At 71.4% G+C, this 26,094-nt stretch carries 19 protein-coding genes and 1 pseudogene; 14 read left to right on the top strand and 6 right to left on the bottom strand.

Annotation, left to right across the window (positions count from 1 at the left end; translation table 11 throughout):
- The first annotated feature begins 2 nt into the window (after nucleotides 1–2).
- Both ACFZDL_RS15285 and ACFZDL_RS15280 read left to right on the top strand, forming a co-directional pair.
- The gene (locus ACFZDL_RS15285) at nucleotides 3–1,454 is read left to right on the top strand and encodes a gamma-aminobutyraldehyde dehydrogenase (RefSeq protein WP_353595318.1); all 1,452 of its coding nucleotides are present in this window, start codon (nucleotides 3–5) and stop codon (nucleotides 1,452–1,454) included.
- Nucleotides 1,455–1,616: 162 nt separating this feature from the next.
- Nucleotides 1,617–2,189 (top strand): Uma2 family endonuclease, encoded by a 573-nt coding sequence (locus ACFZDL_RS15280; protein ID WP_353595385.1) that lies wholly within the window; start codon nucleotides 1,617–1,619, stop codon nucleotides 2,187–2,189.
- Here ACFZDL_RS15280 and ACFZDL_RS15275 read toward each other — a convergent pair.
- Both ACFZDL_RS15275 and ACFZDL_RS15270 read right to left on the bottom strand, forming a co-directional pair.
- Nucleotides 2,161–2,871 (bottom strand): glycerophosphodiester phosphodiesterase, encoded by a 711-nt coding sequence (locus ACFZDL_RS15275; protein WP_353595317.1) that lies wholly within the window; start codon nucleotides 2,869–2,871, stop codon nucleotides 2,161–2,163. The genes ACFZDL_RS15280 and ACFZDL_RS15275 overlap by 29 nt on opposite strands.
- Nucleotides 2,868–3,890, bottom strand: coding sequence for an adenosine deaminase (locus ACFZDL_RS15270; RefSeq protein ID WP_353595316.1), 1,023 nt, complete (start codon nucleotides 3,888–3,890; stop codon nucleotides 2,868–2,870). The genes ACFZDL_RS15275 and ACFZDL_RS15270 overlap by 4 nt, the downstream gene beginning before the upstream one ends.
- A 130-nt stretch (nucleotides 3,891–4,020) precedes the next feature.
- On the opposite strand from ACFZDL_RS15270, the gene ACFZDL_RS15265 reads away from it, so the two are divergent.
- Nucleotides 4,021–4,878: a DUF4190 domain-containing protein gene (locus tag ACFZDL_RS15265; protein WP_353595315.1), complete on the top strand. Its 858-nt coding sequence runs from the start codon at nucleotides 4,021–4,023 to the stop codon at nucleotides 4,876–4,878.
- Here ACFZDL_RS15265 and ACFZDL_RS15260 read toward each other — a convergent pair.
- Nucleotides 4,830–5,450: an NADAR family protein gene (locus ACFZDL_RS15260; RefSeq protein ID WP_353595314.1), complete on the bottom strand. Its 621-nt coding sequence runs from the start codon at nucleotides 5,448–5,450 to the stop codon at nucleotides 4,830–4,832. The two genes, ACFZDL_RS15265 and ACFZDL_RS15260, sit on opposite strands and share 49 nt — an antisense overlap.
- 116 nt (nucleotides 5,451–5,566) lie before the next feature.
- Between ACFZDL_RS15260 and ACFZDL_RS15255 the strand changes: the two genes are divergently transcribed.
- The 3 genes from ACFZDL_RS15255 (at nucleotide 5,567) to ACFZDL_RS15245 (ending at nucleotide 9,112) form a co-directional block, all read left to right on the top strand.
- A complete protein-coding gene (locus ACFZDL_RS15255) occupies nucleotides 5,567–5,983 on the top strand; it encodes a DUF4190 domain-containing protein (protein WP_353595313.1) in 417 nt (138 codons plus the stop codon).
- Nucleotides 5,984–6,153: 170 nt separating this feature from the next.
- Nucleotides 6,154–8,382, top strand: a complete 2,229-nt coding sequence (locus tag ACFZDL_RS15250; RefSeq protein WP_353595312.1) for a hypothetical protein — start codon at nucleotides 6,154–6,156, stop codon at nucleotides 8,380–8,382.
- Nucleotide 8,383: 1 nt separating this feature from the next.
- A complete protein-coding gene (locus ACFZDL_RS15245; protein WP_353595311.1) occupies nucleotides 8,384–9,112 on the top strand; it encodes a GNAT family N-acetyltransferase in 729 nt (242 codons plus the stop codon).
- Here ACFZDL_RS15245 and ACFZDL_RS15240 read toward each other — a convergent pair.
- Together ACFZDL_RS15240 and gabT are read right to left on the bottom strand one after the other, a co-directional pair.
- The gene (locus ACFZDL_RS15240) at nucleotides 9,089–9,841 is read right to left on the bottom strand and encodes a phosphatase PAP2 family protein (protein ID WP_353595310.1); all 753 of its coding nucleotides are present in this window, start codon (nucleotides 9,839–9,841) and stop codon (nucleotides 9,089–9,091) included. The genes ACFZDL_RS15245 and ACFZDL_RS15240 overlap by 24 nt on opposite strands.
- Nucleotides 9,842–10,192: 351 nt before the next feature.
- Nucleotides 10,193–11,542: a 4-aminobutyrate--2-oxoglutarate transaminase gene (gene gabT, locus ACFZDL_RS15235; protein WP_353595309.1), complete on the bottom strand. Its 1,350-nt coding sequence runs from the start codon at nucleotides 11,540–11,542 to the stop codon at nucleotides 10,193–10,195.
- Nucleotides 11,543–11,832: 290 nt separating this feature from the next.
- Here gabT and ACFZDL_RS15230 point away from each other — a divergent pair, with 290 nt between their 5' ends.
- The 3 genes from ACFZDL_RS15230 (at nucleotide 11,833) to ACFZDL_RS15220 (ending at nucleotide 17,775) form a co-directional block, all read left to right on the top strand.
- Nucleotides 11,833–13,998, top strand: coding sequence for an ATP-binding protein (locus ACFZDL_RS15230; RefSeq protein ID WP_353595308.1), 2,166 nt, complete (start codon nucleotides 11,833–11,835; stop codon nucleotides 13,996–13,998).
- Nucleotides 13,999–14,192: 194 nt separating this feature from the next.
- Nucleotides 14,193–16,145 carry a PucR family transcriptional regulator gene (locus tag ACFZDL_RS15225; RefSeq protein WP_353595307.1) on the top strand — a complete coding sequence of 651 codons (1,953 nt, stop codon included), beginning with the start codon at nucleotides 14,193–14,195 and terminating at the stop codon, nucleotides 16,143–16,145.
- A 169-nt stretch (nucleotides 16,146–16,314) separates the two neighbouring features.
- The gene (locus ACFZDL_RS15220) at nucleotides 16,315–17,775 is read left to right on the top strand and encodes an aldehyde dehydrogenase family protein (RefSeq protein ID WP_353595306.1); all 1,461 of its coding nucleotides are present in this window, start codon (nucleotides 16,315–16,317) and stop codon (nucleotides 17,773–17,775) included.
- Nucleotides 17,776–17,905: 130 nt separating this feature from the next.
- Here the strand turns inward: ACFZDL_RS15220 and ACFZDL_RS15215 are convergent, their stop codons facing one another.
- Nucleotides 17,906–20,935 carry a glycoside hydrolase family 3 C-terminal domain-containing protein gene (locus ACFZDL_RS15215; protein ID WP_353595305.1) on the bottom strand — a complete coding sequence of 1,010 codons (3,030 nt, stop codon included), beginning with the start codon at nucleotides 20,933–20,935 and terminating at the stop codon, nucleotides 17,906–17,908.
- A 327-nt stretch (nucleotides 20,936–21,262) separates the two neighbouring features.
- Between ACFZDL_RS15215 and ACFZDL_RS15210 the strand changes: the two genes are divergently transcribed.
- From ACFZDL_RS15210 to ACFZDL_RS15190, 5 genes and pseudogenes are all read left to right on the top strand, one after another.
- Nucleotides 21,263–22,945, top strand: a complete 1,683-nt coding sequence (locus ACFZDL_RS15210; RefSeq protein WP_353595304.1) for an extracellular solute-binding protein — start codon at nucleotides 21,263–21,265, stop codon at nucleotides 22,943–22,945.
- The gene (locus ACFZDL_RS15205) at nucleotides 22,945–24,030 is read left to right on the top strand and encodes an ABC transporter permease subunit (RefSeq protein WP_353595303.1); all 1,086 of its coding nucleotides are present in this window, start codon (nucleotides 22,945–22,947) and stop codon (nucleotides 24,028–24,030) included. The genes ACFZDL_RS15210 and ACFZDL_RS15205 overlap by 1 nt, the downstream gene beginning before the upstream one ends.
- Nucleotides 24,027–24,983 carry a carbohydrate ABC transporter permease gene (locus ACFZDL_RS15200; RefSeq protein ID WP_353595302.1) on the top strand — a complete coding sequence of 319 codons (957 nt, stop codon included), beginning with the start codon at nucleotides 24,027–24,029 and terminating at the stop codon, nucleotides 24,981–24,983. Before ACFZDL_RS15205 ends, ACFZDL_RS15200 begins: the two co-directional genes overlap by 4 nt.
- Before the next feature lie 90 nt (nucleotides 24,984–25,073).
- Nucleotides 25,074–25,241: pseudogene (locus tag ACFZDL_RS15195) on the top strand (beta-galactosidase); the annotation flags it as partial.
- A gap of 131 nt (nucleotides 25,242–25,372) precedes the next feature.
- Nucleotides 25,373–26,074, top strand: a complete 702-nt coding sequence (locus ACFZDL_RS15190; RefSeq protein ID WP_353595301.1) for a hypothetical protein — start codon at nucleotides 25,373–25,375, stop codon at nucleotides 26,072–26,074.
- Nucleotides 26,075–26,094 lie beyond the last annotated feature (20 nt).

Here is a 26,094-nt window from a genome sequence, read left to right as displayed (position 1 = left end):
ACGTGACCACCGAACTGCGTCGTCTGCGCAACTACATCGACGGGGAGTTCCGGGACGCCGCGGACGGGCGGACCACGGAGGTGGTCAACCCCGCCACGGGCGAGGCCTACGCCACGGCGCCGCTCTCCGGCCCGGCCGACGTGGACGCCGCCATGGCGGCCGCCGCGGCCGCCTTCCCGGCCTGGCGCGACCTGGTCCCGGGCGAGCGCCAGAAGGCGCTGCTCAAGATCGCCGACGCCTTCGAGGCGCGGGCCGAGGAACTGGTCGCCGTCGAGTCCGAGAACACCGGCAAGCCGCTCGCCCTCACCGCGAGCGAGGAGATCCCGCCCATGATCGACCAGATCCGCTTCTTCGCGGGCGCGGCGCGGATGCTGGAGGGGCGCTCGGCCGGTGAGTACATGGACGGGCTGACCTCGATCGTCCGGCGTGAGCCGATCGGGGTGTGCGCGCAGGTCGCGCCGTGGAACTACCCGATGATGATGGCCGTGTGGAAGTTCGCCCCGGCGCTGGCGGCGGGCAACACCGTCGTCCTCAAGCCCTCCGACACCACCCCCGCCTCCACCGTGCTGATCGCCGAGATCATCGGCGGGGTGCTGACGGAGCTCGGCCACCCCCGGGGCGTCTTCAACGTCATCTGCGGCGACCGCGAGACCGGCCGGCTGATGGTCGAGCACTCCGTGCCCGCCATGGCCTCGATCACCGGCTCGGTCCGGGCCGGTATGCAGGTCGCCGAGAGCGCGTCGAAGGACATCAAGCGGGTCCACCTGGAGCTCGGCGGCAAGGCGCCGGTCGTGGTCTTCGAGGACACCGACATCGCCAAGGCCGTCGAGGACATCTCGGTCGCGGGCTTCTTCAACGCCGGCCAGGACTGTACGGCGGCCACCCGTGTGCTGGTCCACGAGTCGATCCACGACGAGTTCGTTGCCGCGCTGGCCAAGGCCGCAGCCGACACCAAGACCGGCGCCGCCGACGACGAGGACGTGCTCTACGGCCCGCTCAACAACGCCAACCAGCTGGCGCAGGTCAGCGGCTTCATCGAGCGGCTGCCCGCCCACGCCAAGGTCGAGTCGGGCGGCCACCGCGTCGGCGAGAAGGGTTTCTTCTACGCCCCCACCGTCGTCTCGGGGCTCAAGCAGGAGGACGAGATCATCCAGAAGGAGGTCTTCGGCCCGGTCATCACCGTCCAGTCCTTCACGGACGAGGCCCAGGCCGTCTCCTACGCCAACGGCGTGGAGTACGCGCTGGCGTCCTCGGTGTGGACCAAGGACCACGCGCGCGCGATGCGGATGTCCAAGGCCCTGGACTTCGGCTGCGTCTGGATCAACACCCACATCCCGCTGGTCGCCGAGATGCCGCACGGCGGCTTCAAGAAGTCCGGCTACGGCAAGGACCTGTCGGCGTACGGGTTCGAGGACTACACGCGGATCAAGCATGTGATGACCTCGCTGGGCTGACCCCAGCTGAGGGCAGGCACGGTTCCCGGGAGGCGCACGCCGTGTCCCGGGAGCCGTGCCTATCGTTGTACTGCACGGCCGCGCATCCGAAGCGTGGCGGGGAGGAGCACGGCCGTGACCATCGAGCTGACCGACAGGGTTGTACTGACCGACAGGATCGAGATGGCCGACAGGATCGCGCAGGCCGACAGCGGAGAGCTGACTCTGGACTACTTGTTCGAGCGGCTGGAGCAGATGCCAGTCCCCGAGGGCTACAAGGTCGAGATCGTCAAGGGGGCCGTCTTCATGTCGCCGCAGCGGAGGAATCACTGGGACGTCATCTTCGATGTCGCGGAGCAATTGCGTGCCCGGTATGCGAAGAAGCGCCTGACCTCGGACGTCCGGTTCGACTTCCCGGGCCTCAACGGGTTCTGCCCCGATCTGGTTGCCCTGAAGGAGGACGCGAAAGCTGACGACAAGGGCCGGTGCAGGCCCGAGGACATGGAGTTCGTCCTCGAGGTCATCTCCAAGTCGACGGCCGCCAACGACTACGGCGACAAGAAGGAGGTCTACGCCGAAGCCGAGGTGCCGGTCTACTTGATCGTTGATCCGTACACCGGCAGGTGCCACCTCCACACGCACCCCAAGGGGGGCGAGTATCTGAGCGAGCTGAAGGTCGCCTTCGGTGAGCCGATCGATCTGACGGACACGGTCGTCAAGCTCACCCTCACGACGGACGAGTTTTCCCGCGGCTGACCCTCAGCAGCGCACACAGCGCCCCGATCCGGTTCGTCGTGATCGAGTCCACCCCGGCGCGCAGCAGCCGCCCCATCGACCGCCGGGTGTCGGCGGTCCACGCGGAGACCAGCAGCCCGTCGGCGTGGTTGCGGGCGACCAGCTCCGGGGAGACCAGCCCGAAGCGGTAGTTGAGCCAGCGGGGGCGCAGACCGGCGAGCAGCGTCGGGCGGGGCGGGGTCAGCGTGGTCCAGGTCAGGGCGATCTCGGCGCCCGGGTCCGCGTGGCGCACCGCGTGCAGGGCCGCCAGGTTGCCGCAGTAGTAGACGCGGTCGGCCGCCCCCGACTCATGGACCTCGGTGAGGGCACCGCGCGCGGCCGAGACGTCGGGCAGGTCGATCATGACGCGGGTCGAGTCGGCCGCGGCGAGGGCGTCCCGCAGCGTCGGCACGCCGCCGCCGGTCAGCCCCCGTACCTCACCCGCGGTCAGCGCGGCGAGGGGGCGGTCATGCCCCCACAGCCGCTTGAGGGTCGCGTCATGGAGCAGCATCGGGACGCCGTCCCGGGTCAGCCGCACATCGATCTCCACGGCGCCGGCCCCCGCGAGCACCGCGGAGCGGATCGAGGCGAGGGTGTTCTCGCGGCACACATACGGGTCGCCGCGGTGGGCGACCGCCGTGCACGCCGTGGACGGCGTGGTCATCGGCCCGCGGCCGCCGTGTAGGCGTCGATCTCGGCCGACAGCCGCGCCTTGCCCGCCGCGTCCATGAAGGAGGCCTCGACCGCGTTCTTCGCGAGGGCCGCGACGCCCGCCGCGTCCAGGTCAAGCAGCCGGGCCGCCACCGCGTACTCGGTGTTGAGGTCCGTGCCGAACATCGGCGGGTCGTCGCTGTTGATGGTCACCAGCACCCCGGCCTCGACCATCTCCCGCAGCGGGTGCTCGTCCAGCGTGGCGACCGCACGGGTGGCGATGTTGGAGGTGGGGCAGACCTCGAGCGGGATCCGGTGCTCGGCGAGGTGCGCGAGGAGCTTCGGGTCGCGGGTCGCGCTGGTGCCGTGGCCGATGCGCTCCGCGCGCAGCTCGTTGAGCGCGTCCCAGATGGTCTCGGGCCCGGTGGTCTCGCCCGCGTGCGGGACGCTGTGCAGCCCGGCCGCGATGGCGCGGTCGAAGTAGGGCTTGAACTGGGGGCGCGCCACGCCGATCTCGGGCCCGCCCAGACCGAAGCTCACCAGGCCGGCCGGGCCCAGGTCACAGGCGATACGGGCGGTCTCCTCGGCGGACTCGAGCCCCGCCTCGCCGGGGATGTCGAAGCACCAGCGCAGCACGGTGCCCAGCTCGGCCTCCGCCGCCTTGCGGGCGTCCTCGATCGCCTCGACGAAGGCGACGTCGGGGATGCCGCGCCGCGTGGAGCTGTAGGGGGTGACGGTCAGCTCGGCATAGCGGATGTTCTGCCGGGCCATGTCGCGGGCTATCTCGTAGGTGAGCAGCCGTACGTCCTCGGCGTCGCGGACCAGGTCGACGACGGAGAGGTAGACCTCGATGAAGTGCGCGAAGTCGCGGAAGACGAAGTAGTCGGCAAGGGCCTCGGGGTCGGTGGGGACCTTGGAGTCGGGGTGGCGGGCGGCGAGCTCGGCCACGATGCGCGGGGACGCCGAGCCGACGTGGTGCACATGCAGCTCCGCCTTGGGGAGGCCGGCGATGAAGGTGGTGAGATCGGTCAACGGATCCTCCGGGAGGCGGCCGGCTGCGACGGGCTCCGGTCATCGTAATCGGGTGCCGGGAGGGGGCCGGCACGGGCTGTGACCGGCCGGGGCCCAGACCGTCGGTAGGGGGTGGGGCACAGGCCGTAGCATGGGCGGACATCACCTGGGGGAGAGCATGGCCGACCAGCCCGAGCAGTCAGAACAGCCGACGCGGCCCGACCAGCCCGAGCAGCCGGAAGAGCCGAGGCGGCCCGAGCGGCGCGAGAGCGATCCGTGGGCCCCACCGGAGCAGCGGGTGCTGCTGGACAAGCCGGCCGCGGCGCCTGCGGCGGCCGAGCCGGCGCCGGTTGTCCCCCCGGCCGCTGCCCCGGCGGCGGGCGCGCCGCCGATGCCGGGCGCGCCGGGCGCGGTGCCCCCGCCGCCTCAGGCGCCGACCGGCCCCGGCACGCCGAGCGCCTATCAGCCCCCGCCCGGGCCGTACGGGGCAGGGCCGTACGCGCCCACCGGCTACGGCCAGCCCGGGTATGGCCAGCCCGGGTATGGCCAGACCACGCACGGTCAGACCGGCCACGGCCAGACCGGCTACGGCCAGCCCCCGTACGGAGCGCAGCCCGCCTACCCCGGCTACCCGGGCTATGGCTACCCGCACCCGACCTATGGGCCCGGTGCCTTCACCCCCGACAACGGCAACGGCACCGCCGCCCTGGTGCTGGGCATCGTCGGCACCGTCCTCTTCCTCATCGTCGTCCCCGGCGTCATCCTCGGCGTGCTCGCGATCATCTTCGGGGCGCTCGGCCGCGCCAAGGCCATGCGAGGCGAGGCCGACAACGGCGGACAGGCCCTGGCCGGACTCGTCCTCGGGGTGATCGCGGTGGTCGCGAGCGTCGTGATGATCTTCGTCTACATCGCGAAGGAGGACGACGACGATCCGTACTCCGCCAACGCCCATGGACCCGGCTACAGCGGCGCCGCCGTGGTCGTGGACGCCCCGGACGCCAGCCGCTGACGGGCCTCCATCAGCGCGAAGCCCAGCAGGTTCAGCCCGCGCCAACGAGCCGGGTCCTGCGCCCGCTCGTCGTCCGCCGCCAGCCCGATGCCCCATATGCGGTCCATCGGGCTGGCCTCCACCAACACCCTCGCCCCCGTCCCCAGCAGATAGTCGCGCAGCTGCGGATCCGCGCCGAACTTGTGCACACTGCCCCGCACCACCAGCTCGAAGCGGTGCCGCTCCCACTCCGCCTGGTCGAAGCCGCGCACCGAACGCCCCGCGTCCTTGGCCTGCTTGGGATGCGACGCCTCCAGCGCCCGCCGCTCGGCGTCCGCGTCGCCGAACAGCCGGGCCTTGCCCGCCATCATCCAGTGCTCGGCCGTCGCGTAACGGACGCCGTCGACGACGAACTCCGAGGGCCACCACTGGCTGAAGCACCCGGGCCCCACACCCCCGCCGCGCGGCGGGCGGTGGCCCCAGAACCACACGTACTTGAAGCGCTCGCCGCTCCCCACCCGCTCGGTCAGCTCCGCCACCGAACGCGGCCCGCCGTCCGTCGATACCGAAACCGTCTCCCCGTTCGTCTCCATGCCCGGATTTTCGCATCCACCACTGACAGCCAAGGAGAGAAGCGGCACCACGGCTGGGCTCGAAGATCGGTCAGCCCATAACATTGCACGGCACTTGATCAGGAGGGGAGACACCCATGTCCGCCACCAACTCGCAGCCCGGCCCGTACGACCCGAACCCCTACGGCGCGCCCCAGCCGCCCGGCCAACCCCCGCAGTACCCCGGCGCCGCCGCCGGCTACCCCGCCCCGCCGCCCGTCTACCCGGGGGCCACCGGGATGCCCATGCAGCAGAGCAACGGCCTGGGTACCGCCGCGCTGGTGTGCGGCATCATCGGGCTGGTGTGCGGGATCACCTACTTCCTGTGGGTCCTGGCCATCATCCTGGGCATCCTCGCGATCATCTTCGGCTCGATCGGCAAGGGCAAGGTGAGCCGCGGCGAGGCCAACAACGGCGGCTCGGCCACCGCGGGCCTGGTCTGCGGAATCATCGGCATGGTCATCCCGGCCATCTACCTGTTGGCGCTCGGCGCCGCGCTCGACTCCATCTTCTAGCGCGGTCCCATCGGACCGGAACCGGCGATGTCGGCGCCGCCCCGGGGCCCGAAGCCCGTCGCTCGACGACGTGCGGAGGCGGGGCGGCGTGCCGACGGCGTCGCGCACGGCGTCGAGGGGAACAGCAGGAGGCCGAACGGGAATTGACCGGGCGCTTATAAGGTGACCGGGTGCACCCGGATCTCTTCGCCGCGTTGACGGCGGGCCGTACCGAGCCCTTGCGGGACTGGCTCTCCCAGCGAGACGTCAGAACCGGTCTGTTGAGAGCCCTGCCGCGCTGGGACGCCGAGGCCCCAAGGGACGGCGTGCCCACCAGCCGCAGACCTCCGGGCAGAAGAGCCGACGCGGCGGCGGAAGTGTCCGTCCAGTTGCCGCAGGCCGCGCGAGTCACCGGCGGCCCGGCCCTGCTGCTCTTGTACATCCTCCTGGAAGTCGAGGAGGCATGGGAAGTCTCGTATCACTACCGCCCCTTGTGGGACACCCTGCGCGGCGCACAAGACGCACTACGTGATCGGCTGCCGGGCCTCGCGGAGGAGGACCGGGCGGCCGCGAAGGCGGTTCTGGCGCTGATGGAGAGCCTGGACGCGCAGATCCTCACGGAAAACGCGTTGATGTGCGGGCGCTTGGCGAGCTGCGCCGACGCCGCCGAATTGGCGGTGGAAAAAGGGCGTGAAGCGGCGGACCTGGCCCTGCGGGCTGCCATCGGCCTCCCCGAACTGAGCGCATGGCTCGTGGAGGTGGCCGGACGCTACTGCCTCCTGCACGAAGCGGTCGCCCGCGCCGCGCGTGCGATCGTGGCGTTCTTCGGCACGGGCGCGTCGCTCGACGGCGCGATCTCCGCTGTCGCGGAGGCGGAGAGGGCGATGGTCGCACATCGCTCGCGCAGCGAACTGAGGGCCCATCGGGCCAGCCTCCTGGCGCTCAACCAGCACAAGGACGCCGAATGGCTGCGCATCGACCATGGAAGCGTGGTGTTCGTCTATCCCTTCGCCATCCGCGGACTCACCCCCGAGCAGGTGGTCTCGGCGGCGAACGACGACGGCGCCGGGTGGCGGCTGGCCGGGGCCACGCCGATCGACATACATGACGCACTCGACCTCGATGACATCTGGGACGGTTCGGATCCCCTGGGACGGGGATATGACGGCACCTTCCTCGAACTGCCCGACGTCACCCTACGCAGTGTCGACGGAGCCGAGCTCGGAACGGTCACCGCACAGATCCGGTTCTCCCGGCTGGGAAATCACCATGTGAGATTCCAGGCCGAACTCCTTGAATCCTCTCCCATGGATATCCACGCCATGCTGATGCGTGCCGCACCGGAACACGGGGTGGCATGCGTGGGATTTCAGGACGCCGAGCCGGACGGACAGGTCTGGCCCAGACTGTCGGATTTCGCCATGCAGCTCGTGGACGACGCGAGCGCGGCGCTGCAGGAATCCGTGCGGGGGGTTCCGGTCCGCAGCGTGGCCAGACCGGGAATGTTCCAGGTCGTCATCTCGGTGAACGAGGCATCGAAGGCATGGGGCCCGGCCGGCGGCAGCGGCAGAAGTGAAGTGCTCACCGCCGAAGAATTCAATACGGCGGTGGGAGCCCAGGTCCTCACCAGTCCGGTCGCCTCCGACATCGGATCCCTGGCCGAGTGGATCCGCTATCCGTTCCATGACACCGCGCGGATCGACGCGATGGGCCTGACGACGGATTGGACGGTGCGTACGTGCAACACCGTGCTCCTGGTGGCCCCCGGTACGCCTGAATGGGTCACCAGAACGCGCGGCAGCATGGCCGAGTTCGTGGCTTCCCTGGACGGCCTGTTCGCAGGCTGGTCCCATGAGCTGGCCAGCCACTACACGCGGGCCAAGGAATTCCAGCGCCGGGTGGCCGAGGCAGGGGCTGTGGACGATCTCCCGGCGTCCGCGCTCGGCGATCTCTCCAGCCAGCTGGACGAGGAGCGGCTGCGCCTCAACAACTTCGCCGTCGAGGCCCGCTCCACGATGGCCCTGATACGTTCACCGTCACTCGTCTCCTCTCCCGTGTGCGCCGATATGCTCGGACTGCTTCTCGACCGGTCCGGATACCACGCCCGTGTTGAGGAGATCGTCCTGAAGATCGAAGAGGTCGCTCACGAACAACTCGGCCTGACCATTGAGAAATTGTCGCAGCAGCGTGCCGACCGGGAATCCCGGGAAGAAGTCAGGGTCGAACGGCAACAGCGGGCCAAGCTCGACACCATGCTTGCCGTCATCGCCGCCGTGGGCGTCTCCGGCCTCGGCCAGATATTGCAGGCCGGGTACGACATTCAGGCCGCCGGCGCATTGACGATTATCATGGTGATCGTGATTCTGGCGGTTCTGGTGGGCGGCTGGTTCTGGCGGGCGGCCGGAAGAAGGGATTCTTAGGGTGCGTCCCGGGATACGCATGGTCGAGGTGCGCGCCGGCGATGACGCCCTGCTCACGCGGGTGTACAGGGATCTGCTGCTGCCCCACTTCCCGTCGAACGAGCTCGAGTCGTTTGACGAACTGCGGTCCGGACTCGAAAAGGACCTCAGGCTCGTCACCGCGGTCGTGAACGAGGACGGTCTGCCGATGGCTGTCGCCGTCGGTGACTGGTCACCGGAGTCGGGGGTGCTCCTGCTCGCGTACCTCGCTGTCCGTGCCGAGGCCCGCTCCGGCGGACTGGGCAGCTTGCTGGTGGAGGAGGTGAACACTGGTTGGCAACGTCGCCTTCGGCCCCTGTTGACTCTCACCGAACTCGAACATCCACTGGCCCATGAGAGCGATGAGGTGTACGGCGATCCCGTCGCCAGACTGCGTTTCTACGCACGCTGTGGCGGCCGTGCCCTCGATGTGCCGTATTTCCAGCCGGCTCTGGGCAGCGGCATGGACCGCGTTTACGGAATGCTCCTCGTGATGCTGTCCGGCAGCGCGGACGTGGGCGGGCGGTCCGGCGCCACGATCCCTCCCGGCCCGGTGCAGGAGTTCGTGGAGCGGTATTTCCTCGATACCGAGGGCGAGGTCCCGGCCGACCCGCCCGCCCGGCAGTTGCGGCAGGCGATGGAGCGGCCCGGAGGCATTCCCCTGCTCCCCCTCACGGATGTGCGGAGGCTACCCCTGTCCGTCCCCGGGTGACTCAACCGTGCGGCTTGACGCGCCGGACGCTGTCCGGCGCTCCCGCCAGCGCAGCGTCCGCCACAGCGCCCACAGCAGGCAGCCGGACAGACACCAGCTCCCGAACACGTCCAGCGGCCAGTGGTAGCCGCGCCGGACCAGCCCCGTGCCCACGGCGAGGTTCAGCAGCGCCACCGCCCCGACGAGCGCGCGACGCGCCGCCGGGCGCCGCAGATACGGACGCCGCAGATACGGACGCCGCAGATACGGGCGCAGCAGATACGGACGCCGCAGATTCGGGCGCCGCAGATTCGGGCGCCGCAGATTCGGACGCAGCAGCAGGACGGCCGCGCCGTAGGCGACCGCTGCGGTGGCGGCGTGGCCCGAGGGGTAGAAGCCGGAGCCGTCCGCGAGGGGGCCGGGCGGGCCGGGGCGGTCGACCAGGGCCTTGAGCGGGACGACGAGGGCCAAGACCGCCGCCATCGCCACGGCGGCGGCCACCGGCGGCAGCCACAGGCGCGCCGCCCCCGCGCGCCGTTCGCGCCACACCACCCAGCCGAGCACGGCCATGAGCACCGGCAGCGCCACGGCCATGTTGCCGAGGTCGGCGAAGAACTCGGCGGCGGGGGAGGGGAGGAGCGTGGGGCCGAACCCCGAGGAGGCGGTGAGTTCCCCGGCCAGCCGCTCGTCGAGTGAGCGCAGCGGGCCGCGGGCGGCCACCTGCCAGGTGACCAGCGCGAACAGGGCCACCAGGGCGAGGACCGGCGCGAACGCGAAAATGATCGGCGGCCCCGGAACAGGGGGGGTGGTTCCGGGGCCGCCGTGGTGACCGGTGTACCGCGCGCCCCGGGGGGTTTGGGGCGGGCGGCCATCCGATCGGTGAGGAGATCCGGAGCCGGAGGCTCCAGTGGTGTGCGCGAGGGCACAGCCGGGACGGGGCTGGGGAAGCACCGACTCGGCGTCGCTCGCAGTCCCCTGCGAGCGGGGTGTTTCTCTCATCTGTCACGACCGTACGGCAGCGAAGCCGCGCCCGACAGGCCGATCACCCAGCTGTCATCGCCCTCGCACATCTTCTTCACGCCGCTCATCGATCACTCACAGTCACAGCTGACCGAACGCCTCTTCGAGCACGTCCAGCCCCTCGTTCAGCAGTTCCTCGCCGATGACCAGGGGCGGCAGGAAACGCAGCACATTCCCGTACGTACCGCAGGTCAGGACCAGCAGCCCCGCGGCGTGACAGGCCTTGGCCACCGCCGCCGTCGCCTCAGGGTTCGGGTCCTTGGTGCCGGACTTCACCAGCTCGATGGCGATCATGGCGCCGCGGCCGCGGAGGTCGCCGATGATGTCGTGCTTTTCCTGGAGCGCCGCCAGGCGGGTCTTCATGACGTGCTCGATGCGCTGGGCCTTGGCGTTGAGGTCGAGATCACGCATGGTCTGGATGGCGCCGAGGGCGGCGGCGCAGGCCACGGGGTTGCCCCCGTAGGTGCCGCCGAGGCCCCCGGCGTGGGCGGCGTCCATGATCTCCGCGCGGCCGGTGACGGCGGCGAGGGGGAGCCCGCCGGCGATGCCCTTGGCGGTGGTGATGAGGTCCGGGACGAGGTTCTCGTGCTCGCTGGCGAACCACTGTCCGGTGCGGCAGAAACCGGACTGGATCTCATCGGCGACGAAGACGATGCCGTTGTCCCTGGCGAAGGCGGCGATCTTGGGGAGGAAGCCGGGCGCGGGTTCGATGAAGCCGCCTTCGCCGAGGACGGGCTCGATGATGATGGCGGCGACGTTGTCGGGCCCGACCTGCTTGGTGATCATGTCGATGGCCTGGGCGGCTGCTTCGTCGGCGCACTGGTCGGGGCCGGTGGGCCAGCGGTAGGCGTAGGCGACCGGAACGCGGTAGACCTCCGGCGCGAACGGTCCGAAGCCGTGCTTGTACGGCATGTTCTTCGCGGTCAGCGCCATGGTGAGGTTGGTGCGGCCGTGGTAACCGTGATCGAAGACGACGACGGCCTGGCGCTTGGTGTACGCGCGGGCGATCTTGACGGCGTTCTCGACGGCCTCGGCGCCGGAATTGAAGAGAGCGGACTTCTTGGGGTGGTCGCCGGGGGTGAGGGCGGCCAGCTCCTCGCAGACCTGTACGTAGCCCTCGTAAGGGGTCACCATGAAGCAGGTGTGGGTGAAATCGGCGAGCTGGGCGGTGGCGCGGCGGACAACGGCCTCGGCGCTGGAGCCCACGGAGGTCACGGCGATGCCGGAGCCGAAGTCGATCAGGGAATTGCCGTCCACGTCCTCGATCACCCCGCCGCCCGCCCGCGCGGCGAACACCGGCATGACGCTCCCCACGCCACTGGCCACCGCCGCGGCTTTGCGCGCCAGCAGCTCCTGGGACTTCGGGCCGGGGATCGCGGTGACGATGCGGCGCTCCTGTGGGAGGGAGGGGCCTCCGGACAGTTCGGTCATGGGGTGCTCCAGGTGGTCCAGGGGGAATAACGGCGCTTTTACTCGCAGGCTAGGCGGGGTACGGCGGGTGTGGCATGTTCCGTTCGGGAGCAGTGGGCGTGCCGCGTTGTCCTCGGCGGACATAGCGCGGAGCGCCGTCACCGCCGCTCCGCCGCCGCCCGCGGGACGCGGGAACCGCCGGGTCGCTGAACTCCCCGGCCGGGAACACTAGATTGGACGCCGGCACGTCGGCGCGGTGACGCGAGGCGCGAAGCACGGAGCACAGCCGGTCAGGGGGCAAGGGGCAGCAGATGGACACCGAGGGCGCATTCGACTCACGCGGCACCCACCGCAACCCACCCCCTCTCCCCGCCCCGCCCGTCGCGGGACCACCCTCATATCCTCACCAAGCACCCCCGCCCCAGCCGTCGGCTCCACCGCTCCCTCAAAGCGTGCCGGGGGCACGCCCAGGTACGCGGCCGTCCTTGATCGACTGGCTGCGCACACCGCGGCCTGAGGCGGCGCCGGGGGTGTGGACGTATGGGCACAAGCCCAAGCCGCCGGAGGATCCTGACCGGATTCCGACACGTCGATTGCTCCCCGGCGCATTGATCGCTCTTCTGTTCACCTGGCTGTTGTGGTCCCTTCTCACCGCCAAGAGCGGCTACCTGGGGACGTACTGGCAATTGCCGCTGAAGCTGGCTCAATCGGAAGGTTGGGTCGACCGTATACACGACGAGAGCGACCCGGTTCTGCGCTGGTACAAAGGAATCTGGTTCGTGATCATCGCTGCTATTTTCAGCCGCGTCGGCCACTGGGGCGAAGTCTGGCGCCGATATGTAGCCCCCCTCTTCCGCTGGGACGACTCCGACTCGCCCCCCGCCCCCACCAACCCCCAAGCCGACCCCGCCCAGTGGCCCGAGCTGCGCGCCGCCGGGGCGCACAGTGCCGCGGACCGGCTGGCCGAGGAGGTGCGGGCGGGGCGGATGAATGATGTGGATCATGCGCGGATCCAGCGGGCCTGGCAGGTCGTGCGGGACGGACGGGACTCGCTCGCCGCCTTCACCGACACCGTGCTGCGCCACGGCGCCGCCGCGCACGGGCACCCCTCGGGTGCGCGCGATCTGCCCGCCCGTACGGCGGAGCACGACCTGGTCGCCCGGCAGGTCCGCATCGGCACCGCCGCCGACGATCCCCGCAACCCCTATCAGCACCGCGGCGTCGGCCTCGCCCTCGACCCCGATGTGCTCGGTACGTCCCTGCTGGCCGTCGGGCCGGCCGGGACGGGGAAGACCGGGCGGCTGGTGCGGCCCGTGGTGGAGGCGCTGTGTCTGCAGGCACTCGCGCGGCAGGTGGCGGTGGTGGCCGTGGGGGCGGCGGGGTCGGGGCTCGGGGCCGATGAGGCGTTCGACGTCGTGGTGAAGATCGGCCGCCCGGACTCCGGCTACGACCTCGACCTCTACGGCGGCACCAACGACCCCGACGAGGCCGCCGGCGTCCTCGCCGAGGCCCTGATCGGCGACATGGCCGCGTCGCTGCCGGGCGGGGACAGCCGCCGGGCGGCCACCGCGCTCGCCCAGTTGCTCGGCCCGTACAGGGCGGCCCACGGCCGTTTCCCGTCCGTGCCCGAGCTGCGCGAGCTGCTGGACGGCTCGAAGGCCGCGATCAGCGCGCTCCGCGAGGCGCTGGACGCGGCCGGGCAGTCGGCGCAGGCGCGCGAGCTGGACGCGCGCGTGCGGCAGGCTGGTGCGCCCGGCGACGTGGGGACGCTGCTCGCCGACCGGATCGCGCTGCTGGACCGGCCGGCGTTCGCCGATTTCTTCCGTACGAGCGGCGACCGGCGCCCCTTCTCGCTGCGGGCCCTCGAGCACCCGCTGCGGGTGCGGATCGATCTGCCCGAGCGCGGTCACGTCGAGGCGTCCCGGATGCTGGCCCGCCTGGTCCTCGCGCAGTTCACCGAATGCGCCGTGGGCCGCGCCGACCGGTCGCTCTTCGCCTGCCTGGTGCTCGACGACGCCTCGCACACCGTCACCCCCGAGGCGCTGCGCGGCATCCAGCGGCTGCGTTCGGCCAACGCGGGTGTCGTCCTGACCCTGCGCACCCTGGACGACGTGCCCGAGGCGCTGCGCAGCGCGCTGCTGGGAGCGGTCGGCTGCCGGATGGCCTACGCCGGGGTGACGACCTGGGACGGGGCGCGGTTCGCCGAGGTGTGGGGCACGGAGTGGGTCGAGGCGCGGGACGTCACCGACCGGCAGATCATCGCCGAGGAGCCGTTCACCAAGGTGTTGCACTTCATCCGGAAGGTGGTCACCGGCAGGGCCGTGACCACCCAGTCGGTGACCGTGCGGAAGGTTGAGCGCGAGCGCTGGTCGGCCTCGGAGCTCGCGCACGCGGTCCCCGCGGGGCACGCCGTGCTGTCGGTGACCTCCGTCCGGGGCGAGAGCGGGCCGCCGGTGCTGGTGGATCTGCACGTCTGACGTCCGCGTGATGCGACGCCGGGGCCTGTTGGCGGGGGTGCCCATTCCGCCGACGGGCCTCCGCCGCCTGACGTCCGCGCGCAGCCGAAAATCGACGTCCTTCGATTCCCCGGATTCATCCATTGAGGCAGAATCGGTTGCAGCCGTTCATACGGGACGGCGAAGTCCCCGCGTCGACGTCGACCGAAGGTGCCATGCCTCCCACCCTCGCCTCACTGGTCCACCACACCACGCTGAAGCTGTCCGTGCTCGCTGGTGAGGACCGGTTGGAGACGCCCGTGCGCTGGGCGCATGTCAGTGAGCTCGCCGACCCCGTGCCGTACATGGAGGGCGGTGAGTTGCTGCTGACCACCGCGATGAAGCTCGACGCCGAGGACCCGGAGGCGATGCGCCGTTACGTGCGGCGGCTGGCCGGTGCGGGGGTGGTGGGGCTCGGCTTCGCGGTCGGGGTCAACCACGACGAGGTGCCCGCCGCGCTCGTCGCCGCGGCGGAGGAGGAGGGCCTGCCGCTGCTGGAGGTGCCGCGGCGCACGCCCTTCATCGCCATCAGCAAGGCCGTGTCCGCGGCCATCGCCGCCGATCAGTACCGCTCGGTGACCGCTGGGTTCGAGGCGCAGCGCGAGTTGACCCGCGCCGCGATCGGCGCCGAGGGGCCCGCCCTGCTGCTCGCCCGGCTCGCGGCGCACCTCGACGGTTGGGCGGCGCTGTACGACGCCTCGGGCGCGGTGGTCGCCGCCGCCCCCGACTGGGCGGCCCGGCGGGCCGCCAGGCTCACCGCCGACGTGGAGCGGCTGCTCGCCCGGCCGGCCCCCGCCAGCGCCGTCCTCGGCGGAGGCGGCGGTGAGGGCGACGAAGGAGGCGGGGACGGCGCGGAGCAAGGCGCTGCCGAGGGTGCGGATTCGGCCGATGAGGCGGCCTCGGACCGGGTGGAGCTGCAGTCGCTGGGCACCGGCCGTCGCACCCGTGGTGTTCTCGCGGTCGGCACGGGCGCGCCCCTTGGCACCGCCGAGCGCTACGCCGTGCACTCGGCGGTGGCGCTGCTGACACTCACCACCGAGCGTTCCCGTGCCCTGCACGAGGCCGAGCAGCGGCTGGGCGCCGCCGTGCTGCGGATGCTGCTCGCGGGCGAGCCCGACCATGCGCGGGCGGTCGCCGGGCAGTTGTACGGCTCTCTGCTCGACGCGCCGTTCCGGATGCTCGTCGCCGAGGCCGCGCCGGGGAGCGGGCCGCAGCAGCCGGGCGCGGCAGCCGCCGTCGGCGGCGTGGAGGAGGCGTCGGCGGAGAGCCTGCCGGACACCGCAGGCACGGCCCCGGGCGGTACGGCTCCGGGTGGTACGGGTCCGGGCAGTACAGGCTCAGGCGGCGCGGCCCCGGGTGGCACGGCCCCGGGCGGTACAGGCTCAGGCGGTACGGCTCCGGGCGGTACGGCGGCCCGTACCCGTAAAGGATCCGGAACGGCCCCGAGCGCGGCCCCGCCCGCCGAGGCGGTCCCCGCCGACAACCCGCTCGGCTCGCTCGCCGACGCCATGGAGACGGCCGCCGCCCGCACCGGCGAGGCCGTGCTGGTGGTGCCCGACGGCGAGCGCCTCGTCGTGCTGGCCCCGGACGGCGGCGCCGCGGTCTCCGTCTGCGCCGAGCACGCCAAGGCGGTCGACAGCCGCCGTGGCAGCGCGGTCCGTCCGCGTGACCGCGGCGCCGCGCCCCCGGGCGACGACCTCGTCATCGGGCTGTCGGCCCCGGCGGGTCCGACGGCCGCCGCGGCCGCCTACCGCCAGGCCGAGCAGGCGCTCTCGGTGGCCAGGCGGCGCGGCCGGATGCTGGTCGAGCACGAGGAGGTCGCCGCGGGTTCCGTGCTGCCCCTGCTGGCCGACGACGCCGTACGGGCGTTCGCCGACGGCATGCTGCGGGCGCTGCGGGAGCACGACGCGACGGGCCGTGGCGACCTCGTGGCCTCGCTGCGGGCCTGGCTGTCCCGGCACGGCCAGTGGGACGCGGCGGCCGCGGACCTCGGCGTCCACCGGCACACCCTCCGCTACCGGATGCGCCGCGTCGAGGAGATCCTGGGGCGGTCGCTGGACGACCCCGATGTCCGCATGGAGCTGTGGCTGGCCCTCAAGGCGACCGCGCAGGGAGCCCAGCACGGCTGAGCCCCCGCCCGCCTAGCCCCCGCCCCGGCCCTCACCCCACCAATGCGGCGCGAGGCGAGGGCCGACTGCTACGCACCGGACAAACAGCTTCCGGCCCGGCCGCGCCTACGGTGGAGGGAGAGAGACACGCACCATCACCCCACCACTTCCGGAAGGGTCGGGATCCGCTGTGCCAGACACAAACGAAGCCGCCACCCACGCGTTCTGGCTCGCCGGCCGCGAGGCCACGGGCGAGAACACCGTCGAGGTCACGTCCCCCTGGGACGGTCGCCTGGTCGGCGCGGTGAGCATTCCCACCGAGGCCCAGGTCGAGGAGGCCGTCGCGGCCGCCGCGGCCGTCCAGGACGATTTCGCCGCCACCCCCGCGTACGTGAGGGCCGCCGCCCTCGACCATGTCTCGCGGCGGCTGGGCGAGCGCGCCGAGGAGGTCGCACGGCTCATCTCCGCCGAGAACGGCAAGCCCATGAAGTGGGCGCGCGGTGAGGTCGGCCGGGCCGTGTCGGTGTTCCGGTTCGCCGCCGAGGAGGCCCGCCGGTTCAACGGCGGGGACGCGCAGCGGCTGGACACCGACCCGGGCGGCACCGGGCGGCTGGCGCTGACGCGCCGCTTCCCGCGCGGGGTCGTGCTGGGCATCGCGCCGTTCAACTTCCCGCTGAACCTGTGCGCCCACAAGGTCGCCCCGGCGCTGGCCGTCGGCGCGCCGATCATCCTCAAGCCGGCCCCGGCTACGCCGCTGTCCGCGCTGCTCCTCGGCGAGCTGCTGGCCGAGACCGACCTGCCGGCGGGCTCCTGGAGCGTGCTGCCGGTGCCCAACGACCGGATGCCCGCGCTGGTCCAGGACGAGCGGCTGCCGGTCATCTCCTTCACCGGCTCCGACAAGGTCGGCTACGCCATCAAGGAGTCCGTGCCGCTCAAGCACTGCACGCTGGAGCTCGGTGGCAACGGCGCCGCGGTCGTGCTGGGCGACTACACCTCCGAGGTCGGCCTGGAGTGGGCGGCGGGCCGCATCGGGACCTTCTCCAACTACCAGGCCGGGCAGTCCTGCATCTCCGTGCAGCGGGTGATCGTGGACGCGGCCGTCTCCGAGCGGCTCGTACCGAAGATCGTCGCGGCCGTCGAGGCCCAGGTCACCGGCGACCCCTCCGACGACGCGACCGACGTCGGCCCGCTGGTCAGCGAGGACGCCGCCAAGCGCGTCGAGGCCTGGGTGGAGGAGGCCGTCCAGGGCGGCGCGCGGGTGCTGACGGGCGGCAAGCGCGAGGGCGCGGCCTACGCCCCCACGGTCCTCGCCGATGTGCCCGCGAACGCACAGGTCTCCTGCGAGGAGGTCTTCGGCCCGGTGCTCATCGTCCGCGAGGTGGCGGGTGAGGAGGAGGCGTTCGACGCGGTCAACGACTCCAAGTACGGGCTGCAGGCCGGCGTCTTCACCCATGATCTGCAGACCGCCTTCCGCGCCCACCGCGCGCTGGAGGTCGGCGGCGTGATCGTGGGCGACGTCCCGTCGTACCGCGCCGACCAGATGCCCTACGGCGGCACCAAGAAGTCCGGCGAGGGCCGCGAGGGCGTGCGCTACGCGATGGAGGACTACACCTACGAGCGGGTCCTCGTCCTCACCGGCCTCGACCTGTGAGCCGCGGCTGACCTCATGGTGAGCGCCCACGCGGAGGGTGACGTAGGTCCTCCGCGTGGGCGCGTGGCCCGTCATACCGGGCCGGGCCCGTCGTATCGGGCCGGACCCGTCCTGTGGCGGCTCCGGACCCTCAACCGGAGAAGCCGAGACGGGCCAGTCTCAGGGCCCCGCGCAGCGTGATGTGCAGGTCGTGCACGCCCGACGGGGGAGTGGGCAGGTCGGCGCCCACGGTGGTGTAGCGGTAGGGGCCGCCGGTCGGCGGGATGGCGACCGAGGCGAGTGTGGTGCCGTCGGACAGGTGCAGCTCGACCTTCGCCGCACCGGCCGCCCCCGCTCCGTCACCACTCGGGTGCTCCGCGCGTGCCGCCTCGACGGTCACCGTCCGCGCGCCCGCCCCGAAGTCGCAGGCGCGGAAGAGCAGCCGGCCGATCGCCTCGTCCCCGCTGGCCACCGCGTCGCCGCGCACCTTGGTCAGGTCCACCAGGCTGACCCCGTCGGCCGAGTCGAAGTCCGCCGCCGCGAGGCCCCGCTCCAGCACCGGGTGCGGGGCGGGCGGCGGGCCGTCGACGGTGACGGAGGCGGTACGCCGGATGTCCGCGCTGGACGCGCCGGCGTGGATCTCGTACGTGCCCGGGTCGACGGTCCAGCGGCCGTGTGCCACATCCCAGAAGCCCAGCGCCTCTTGGACCGGGACGGTGAAGAACAGCCGCGCCGTCTCGCCCTGGCGCAGCGGGACCCGGCGGTGGGCGATGAGCCGGCGGTGCGGTCGCGGGACCCGCGCCCCCGGGGCGCTGACGTAGATCTGCACCACCTCGTCGCCGTCGCACGGGCCGGCGTTGGTGACCTCGCATTCCACCGTGAGCGCGGCCCCCTCACCCGCGCCCTCCCCCTCGGTCCGCTGCACCGACAGATCCCCGTACGCGAAGCGGGTGTACGACAGGCCGTGCCCGAAGGGGAACAGCGGCGCGCCGTCGAAGTACAGATAGGTGGCGCGGGACGCGATGATGTCGTAGTCGAGCAGGTCCGGCAGCTCTGCCTCGTCGGCGTACCAGGTCTGCGGCAGCCGGCCGGCCGGTGAGACGTCGCCGAACAGCACCCGGGCGAGCCCGGTCCCCGCCGCCTGGCCCCCGTGCGCGGTCCACAGCAGCGCGGGAAGCGCGTCGGCCGCCTCGTCCACCGCGTACGGGTAACTGGAGACCAGCACCAGGGCGGTGCGCGGATTGGCGGCGTGGGCGGCGCGCCACAGCCGGTCCTGCTGGGTGGGCAGCGCGAGGGTGGTGCGGTCCTCGGTCTCGCGGCCGTTGATGTGCGGGTCGTTGCCCGCCAGGACCAGCACGGTGGTGGCCTCAGCGGCCGCCCGCGCGACCGCGTCCTCGCCGCGTTCGACGACCTCCAGCGTGAAGACCTCCGCCCGCGACGCCTCCGACGCCTCTGTCCCCTCCGACGCCTCTGTCCCCTCCGCCTGCCTGAGCTCCGCCGACCCGCCCGGCGCGGCAACCTTCAGGCCCTCGGCGGCGACACAGACGTACCCGCCTGTTCCCCTGTGCCGGAGGAGATGTCCGTCGCCGTGCCGCTCCAGCGTGAACGTCTCCTGGACCACCCAGCCCTCGGGCTGCTCGGCCGCGGCCCGTACGAACCCGTCCTCGGCCACGGTCAGATAGCGCCCCGACGGCGCGCGCAGCGTGAGCACGCCGCCGCCCCAGTCGGCCAGGGCCAGATCGGTGGGCGCGGGTCCGACGGTCAACGGCGGCAGGTCGGTGCGGCCGGCGGTGTGCGCCGGATTGAGCGAGCCCTCCCGCGCCCGCTCCTCGACCTCCGCGTCCGGGACCCGCACCCACCCCGCCGCGGCGCGCAGCCGCACGGTGTCCGTCCCCTCCACGAACACCACGCGCTCCGCGCCGAGCCGCTCGACCAGTGCCTCGCGCGGTGTGCTGCGGCGGATCAGGCTGCCGCTGTACCAGTCGAGTTTGCACTCGTCCGCGAGCGGGCCGACCACCGCGACGGTGCCCGCCGTGGCGTCGGACAGCGGCAGCAGCCCGTCGTTCTTGAGCAGGACGACGGCCTGTTCGGCGGCCTCCAGGGCGAGCGCCCGGTGCCCCGGCGTGTCGAACCCGGCCGCCTCCACCGGCTCGGCGCCCGGCTCGGCGCCCGGTGCTGCGCCCGGCTCGGCGGGCGGGTCGAACTCCCCCAGCGCGCAGCGCATGGCCAGCAGCCGCCGCACCGCCACATCGACGGCCGACGCGTCGATCAGCCCGCGCCGCAGCGCGCCCCGCACCCGCGCGACGGTCTTCGACGCGTCCTGGTCGTGGTCGGTGAAGCTGTCGACCCCGGCCAGCAGGGCCGCGGCCACCGCCTCCTCGTGAGTGTCGAAGTAGTGCTCGGAGTCCACCAGGTTGGAGGGCGCGCCCGCGTCCGAGCAGACCACCAGCTCCTGCTCGGTCCAGGTGCGCAAGTGCTCCCGCAGATACGGGGAGACGTGGTTGGGCCGCCCGTTGACCAGGTTGCACGCGGGCATCACGCCCGCCACCGCGCCCGCCCGCACCGCCCCGCGGAAGGCCGCGAGGTCGTACTCGTGCAGCACGCGCGGCCGCACCGAGGAGGACGTGGTGTCCCGGCGGGTCTCGTTGTTGTGCGCCAGCCAGTGTTTGAGGACGGGCGCGGTGCGCCAGCGGGCCGGGTCGTCGCCGCGCAGTCCGCGGGTGTACGCGGCGGCCAGCGCCGAAGTGAGGTACGGATCCTCGGCGTAGCCCTCCTCGTTGCGGCCCCAGCGCGGGTCGCGCAGCAGGTTCACCACCGGCGCCCACACGTTGAGCCCCACCCGTTCGTCGCGGGCGCGCATGGCCCGTACCTCGGTGCCCACCGCCTCGCCGATCCGCAGCAGCAGCTCGGGATGCCAGGTCGCGCCCAGCCCCACCGCCTGCGGGAAGACGGTCGCGGGCCCCATCCGGGCCACGCCGTGCAGCGCCTCCTGCCCGGTGCGGAAGGCCGCCAGGCCCAGCCGCTCCACCGCGGGCGCGAACTGATGCAGCATCGCGATCCGCTCGTCGAGGGTGAGGCGCGCCAGCAGGTCCGCCACCCGCTCGCCGTCCGGCAGCCGCGGATCGCGAAAGGCCGGAAACGGGGGTGTCGTCGGTTCGCTGGTGGCCTGGCAGCCGCTCACGCGCGGATCCCCTCACGGAAGTCGGAGGTGTCGATGGGGTCGAAGATGTCGGTGGGGTCGGGATGTCATTGAAGCGCTTCGATGCTGGTGTGGTGTCACCCGGATGTCAAGGCTCGAAGTGGCAACAACCCCAAGACGTCATGATGTTGCGGGAATGTCACGATGAAGCAGACCCTCCCAGACCACCGCAGACCCCCTCAAGACCTCGGGGGAGCCTTCTGGGGTACCGCTCTTGCGCGACCCCACCCCCCGACTTGACCTCAGCGCAATATCGAAGCGCTTCGACCATCTATCGCACGGCGGGTACGCCACGAAGGGGTTGACGCAATGCCGAACTCCCAGGCTTCGGCCTCCACTTCCACTCCCAGCCGGAGAACCGTCCTGTCCTCCGCGGCCATCGCCGCGGTGGCCGTCGCGGGAGGGGTCCCGCTGCTGTCCGCGTGCTCCACGGAGGAGTCCACCGGCAAGGGCGGTACGACATCAGGCAAGGACCTGAAGAAGCTGCTGCCGACCTACGTGGCCACCCAAGTGGTGAAGCCGGACATCCCGAGCGTGAACGGCTCGAGCCCGGGCTTCACCCAGGCCAAGCCCGCCGCCGACCTGGTCGCCTCCGTCAAGGGCAAGCCGGGCCACGGCGGCAGCTACACCGTCTTCGAGCCACTGTGGGGCACCCCGCCGCCCAAGGACAGCGCCTACTACAAGGCCGTCAACGAGGCCCTCGGCGCGAAGATCACCTTCCAGCCGCAGGACGGCAACACCTACGGCGAGAAGCTCAGCGCGGTCCTGGCCTCCGGGGACATCGCGGACATCGTGATGATCCCGCAGTGGGAGATGGGCGGAAAGCTGCAGGGCGCCATCAGCGCCAAGTTCGCCGACCTCGGCCCGTATCTGTCCGGCGACAAGGTCAAGAAGTACCCCAACCTCGCCGCCATCCCCACCGCCGCCTGGCAGATGTCGGTCTTCGGCGGCAAGCTCCGCGGACTGCCCATGCCCGCCCGCCCGCTCGGCGGCGTGGTCCCCTTCTACCGGGAGGACATCTTCAAGAAGGAGGGCTACGAGGTCCCCAAGAGCGCCGATGAGTTCCTCGCCCTCGCCAAGGAGATCACCCGGCCCAAGAGCAAGGTGTGGGCGTGCGAGGACATGTGGTGGTCGGCGCAGATCTTCTTCGGCTGCCCGGGGGAGAAGCCGTTCTACTGGGTGGAGAAGGACGGCAAGCTCGTCCACAAGGTCGAGCTGGACAACTATCTCGAGGCCCTGGAGTGGTGCCGCAAGCTCTTCAAGAGCGGCTATGTCCACCCCGACGCGGTCGCGGGCAAGGCCAACGACTCGCTCACCCGCTTCACCTCCGGCCAGTCGCTCATCATGAACGACGGCGACGCCAAGTGGTACGGCGCCACCTTCGAACAGGCCGAGCCCAACCCCGACTTCAAGATCCAGGGGATGGACTTCTTCGGCGCCGACGGCGGCGATCCCACCCTCTACCTGGGTCCGCCCGCCGCGATCTGGTCCTTCCTCAACAAGAAGCTCTCCAAGGACCGGATCGAGGAGATCCTGGCCGTCGCCAACTACATCGCCGCGCCCTACGGCACCAAGGAGCAGCGTCTGATCGACTACGGCGTCGAGGGCGTGCACCACACCATGAAGCACGGCGCCCCGGTCAAGAACTCCAAGGGTGTCACCGAGGTCCAGGACACCTACCGCTTCATTGTCTCGCCCGAGGCCACCGTCGCGTACCCGGACTTCCCGCAGATGGTGAAGGACTACTGCGGCTGGATGCAGCGCATGGGCAAGTTCGCCAAGAAGCCCCTCTTCTACGGCATGCAGATCCAGGAGCCCAACCGCTACGCCTCCCTCTACACCCCCTTCGAGGACCTGGCCAAGGACGTCGTACGCGGCCGCAAGTCCATCCGCGACGCCCAGAGCGCCATCAGCGACTGGCGCAGCGGTGGCGGTGACAAGCTCCGCGACTGGTACGCCAAGATCCTCGAGAAGAACGGCAGCGGCGCCTGATGGCCCCCGGCCACGGCTGGGAGGCGCCCCCCGTGGACACCGGCGGCCAGGCCGGAAAGCCGCGCCGCGCGAGCTCCGCGCGGCGCGGCGGCGCCGATGGCCCGGATGGCCCCGCCGCGCCCGCCACGCCGCCCGCCACACCGCCCAGCCCGCCGACCGCCGTGCCGGACGGCGGCATCCGGTGGTGGCAGCGGCTGCGCCGGGACCGCACCCTGCTGCTGATGGTGGTGCCCGCCGTCGGTCTGCTCGCGCTGTTCAACTACGTCCCGCTGATCTGGACCACGGTCGCCTTCAAGGACTATGACCCGTTCACCCAGGGCCTGTGGACCAGCCCCTGGGTCGGCCTCGACAACTTCACCCTCCTCTTCGACGACAGCCGCTTCTGGGACGCCTTCGCCAACACCCTTGGCATCACCTTCATCCAGCTGGTGCTCTTCTTCCCGATCACCCTCGCGCTCGCCCTGCTGGTCAACAGCGTGCTCAGCGAGCGGATCCGGGGCGTGGTGCAGTCGATCCTGTATCTGCCGCACTTCTTCTCCTGGGTGCTGGTCATCACCGTCTTCCAGCAGATGCTGGGCGGGGCCGGGCTGCTCGCCCAGCAGCTGCGCCGCCACGGGTACGAGGGCTTCGACCTGATGACCGACCCCGGCGTCTTCAAGTACCTGGTCACCGCGCAGCTGGTGTGGAAGGACGGCGGCTGGGGCGTCATCGTCTTCCTCGCCGCCCTCTCCGCCGTCAGCCAGGACCTGTACGAGGCGGCGGCGGTGGACGGGGCGAACCGCTGGCGCCGGATGTGGCACGTCACGCTGCCCGCGCTGCGCCCGGTGATCGCCCTGCTGCTGGTGCTGCGCGTCGGTGACTCGCTCACCGTGGGCTTCGAGCAGATCCTGCTGCAGCGCGACGCGGTGGGGCCGGGCGCCTCCGAGGTCTTCGACACCTATGTGTGGTGGGTCGGCATCGCGAACACCGACTACGGGATCGCCGCCGCGGGCGGCCTGATCAAGGGCGCCTTCAGTCTGGTGCTCGTCCTGATCGCCAACAAAGTCGCCCACATGCTCGGCGAGCAGGGGGTCTACCAGAAATGACGACGACCCCGGTGACCGTGAAGAGCGCGCCCGCGCCGCCCGCCCCGGCCGCGCCGCGGCGCCGTAACAGCAGCCGCCCGGCGTGGGAGGAGGAGCCGAGCAAGGCCGGCCAGGGGCTCAAGGGTGCCACCCTGGCCGGGGTGTGTCTGGCCGTCCTCGGGCCGCTGTGGGTGGTGGTGGTCACCAGCCTCTCCGACCAGAAGGCCATCACCGAGGCCGGCGGGCTGGTGATCGTGCCCCAGACGATCAGCTTCCGGGCCTACTCCGAACTGCTCGGCGGCGGCACGGTCACCCGCGCGGCGATCGTCAGCCTCGCCCTGACGGCCGTGGGCACGGTGATCAGTACGGTGGTCTCGATCCTGTGCGCGTACGGCCTGTCGCGCCGCGGGTCCTTCCTGCACCGGCCGATCCTGATGGTGCTGCTCGTCACCATGTTCTTCAACGCCGGTCTGATTCCGACCTATCTGCTGGTCACCGGGGTCGGCCTGGAGGGCAGCTACTGGTCGATGATCCTGCCCGGCGCCATCTCGGTCTTCAACATCCTGGTGCTGCGCTCCTTCTTCCAGACCACCGCGCCCGAACTGATCGACAGCGCCCGGATCGACGGCGCGGGGGAGTGGCGGATCCTGCTGCAGATCGTGATGCCGCTGTCCAAGGCGGTCATCGCGGTCGTCTCGCTCTTCTACGCGGTCGGCTACTGGAGCCAGTGGTTCAACGCGATGCTCTACCTCAACGACCAGGACATGTGGCCGCTGCAGATGATCCTGCGCCAGCTGGTCATCAAACAGCAGGCGCCCCAGGGCATGTCCCAGATGATCTCCAGCAGCCAGGTCCCGGGCCTGGCGGTGCAGATGGCCGTCATGGTGCTCGCCCTGATCCCGGTCGTGGTGCTCTACCCCTTCGTCCAGAAGCACTTCACCAAGGGCATGCTCACCGGCGCCATCAAGGGCTAGCCCTGGGCTAGCCCGCCTCCCCGCACCACCGCCCTCTGCCGTCCTCCGGCCACCGCTGGGCGGTGCCCCCTGACCCGAAGCGAGAGAGCGATGCCCGAGCTGAGCGATGTCACCCGCGGCCGCATCCTCTACGGCGGCGACCACAACCGCGAACAGTGGCCGCGGAGCGTCTGGCGCGAGGACGTACGGCTGATGCGCGAGGCCCAGGTCACCACGGCCACCGTCGGGGTCTTCTCCTGGGCCCGGCCGCGACCCCGCGGTCGTCCCCCTCCCGTCCGCGCGGACCGATCTGCTCACCGGCCGCGTGTACGACACACAGGTCGGCCTCGACCGCCGCGCGGCCGTGGTCCTCGCGCCGCATGATTCCCCCCCCCGAAGGGAGCAGCACCGTGCACAGAAACGCCCGAAAGCTCTTCCTGACCCCGCTGTTCGCGCTCCTCGCGCTCATCGGCTTCGCCGCCGCCCCCGCCCACGCCGCCACCTGGTCCTCCTCGGACCAGTGGGGCAACTGGTCCAACGGCGGCTACACGCTCTACAACAACATCTGGGGCTCAGGAGCCGGATCGCAGACCATCTGGGCCAACTCGTACACCGACTGGGGCGTCTGGGCCAACCACCCCAACACCGGCGGCATCAAGTCCTATCCCAACGCCAAGCGGGTCGTCGGCAAGAAGGTCAGCGCCCTGGGGAGCCTGAAGAGCAGCTACAACGTCACCGTGCCGTCCTCCGGCGCGTACAACACCTCGTACGACATCTGGGACAGCAATTACGACTACGAGATCATGCTCTGGATGAACAAGACCGGCCCGGTCGGTCCCCTCGGCACCTCCCAGGGCAGCCTGACCCTCGGCGGCCACAGCTGGACCGTCTACAAGGGCAGCAACGGCGCCAATGAGGTCTTCTCCTTCATCCGCACCTCAAACTCCACCTCCGGCTCCGTGGACATCAAGGCCATCGTGAACTGGATCAAGAACACCAAGGGCTGGTTCGGCGACGTCACCATCGGCGATGTCCAGTTCGGCTACGAGATCACGTCCTCGTCCGGCGGTCTGGACTTCAAGACCAACAGCTTCAACGTCTCCTTCAGCTGACCCCACCGGCCAGGCGCCGC

Origin of the sequence: Streptomyces sp. NPDC007917 (assembly GCF_042959105.1) — a bacterium.
Taxonomy (GTDB): domain Bacteria; phylum Actinomycetota; class Actinomycetes; order Streptomycetales; family Streptomycetaceae; genus Streptomyces.
This window is presented reverse-complemented; position numbering and strand designations above follow the sequence as displayed.

Coding starts and splice junctions, on each gene's coding strand:
- ACFZDL_RS15280 (WP_353595385.1), top strand. CDS start 1,617: ATGGCCGACAGGATCGCGCAGGCCGACAGCGGAGAGCTGACTCTGGAC.
- ACFZDL_RS15275 (WP_353595317.1), bottom strand. CDS start 2,871: ATGACCACGCCGTCCACGGCGTGCACGGCGGTCGCCCACCGCGGCGAC.
- ACFZDL_RS15265 (WP_353595315.1), top strand. CDS start 4,021: ATGGGCGGACATCACCTGGGGGAGAGCATGGCCGACCAGCCCGAGCAG.
- ACFZDL_RS15260 (WP_353595314.1), bottom strand. CDS start 5,450: ATGGAGACGAACGGGGAGACGGTTTCGGTATCGACGGACGGCGGGCCG.
- ACFZDL_RS15255 (WP_353595313.1), top strand. CDS start 5,567: ATGTCCGCCACCAACTCGCAGCCCGGCCCGTACGACCCGAACCCCTAC.
- gabT (WP_353595309.1), bottom strand. CDS start 11,542: ATGACCGAACTGTCCGGAGGCCCCTCCCTCCCACAGGAGCGCCGCATC.
- ACFZDL_RS15230 (WP_353595308.1), top strand. CDS start 11,833: ATGGACACCGAGGGCGCATTCGACTCACGCGGCACCCACCGCAACCCA.
- ACFZDL_RS15225 (WP_353595307.1), top strand. CDS start 14,193: ATGCCTCCCACCCTCGCCTCACTGGTCCACCACACCACGCTGAAGCTG.
- ACFZDL_RS15210 (WP_353595304.1), top strand. CDS start 21,263: ATGCCGAACTCCCAGGCTTCGGCCTCCACTTCCACTCCCAGCCGGAGA.
- ACFZDL_RS15205 (WP_353595303.1), top strand. CDS start 22,945: ATGGCCCCCGGCCACGGCTGGGAGGCGCCCCCCGTGGACACCGGCGGC.
- ACFZDL_RS15200 (WP_353595302.1), top strand. CDS start 24,027: ATGACGACGACCCCGGTGACCGTGAAGAGCGCGCCCGCGCCGCCCGCC.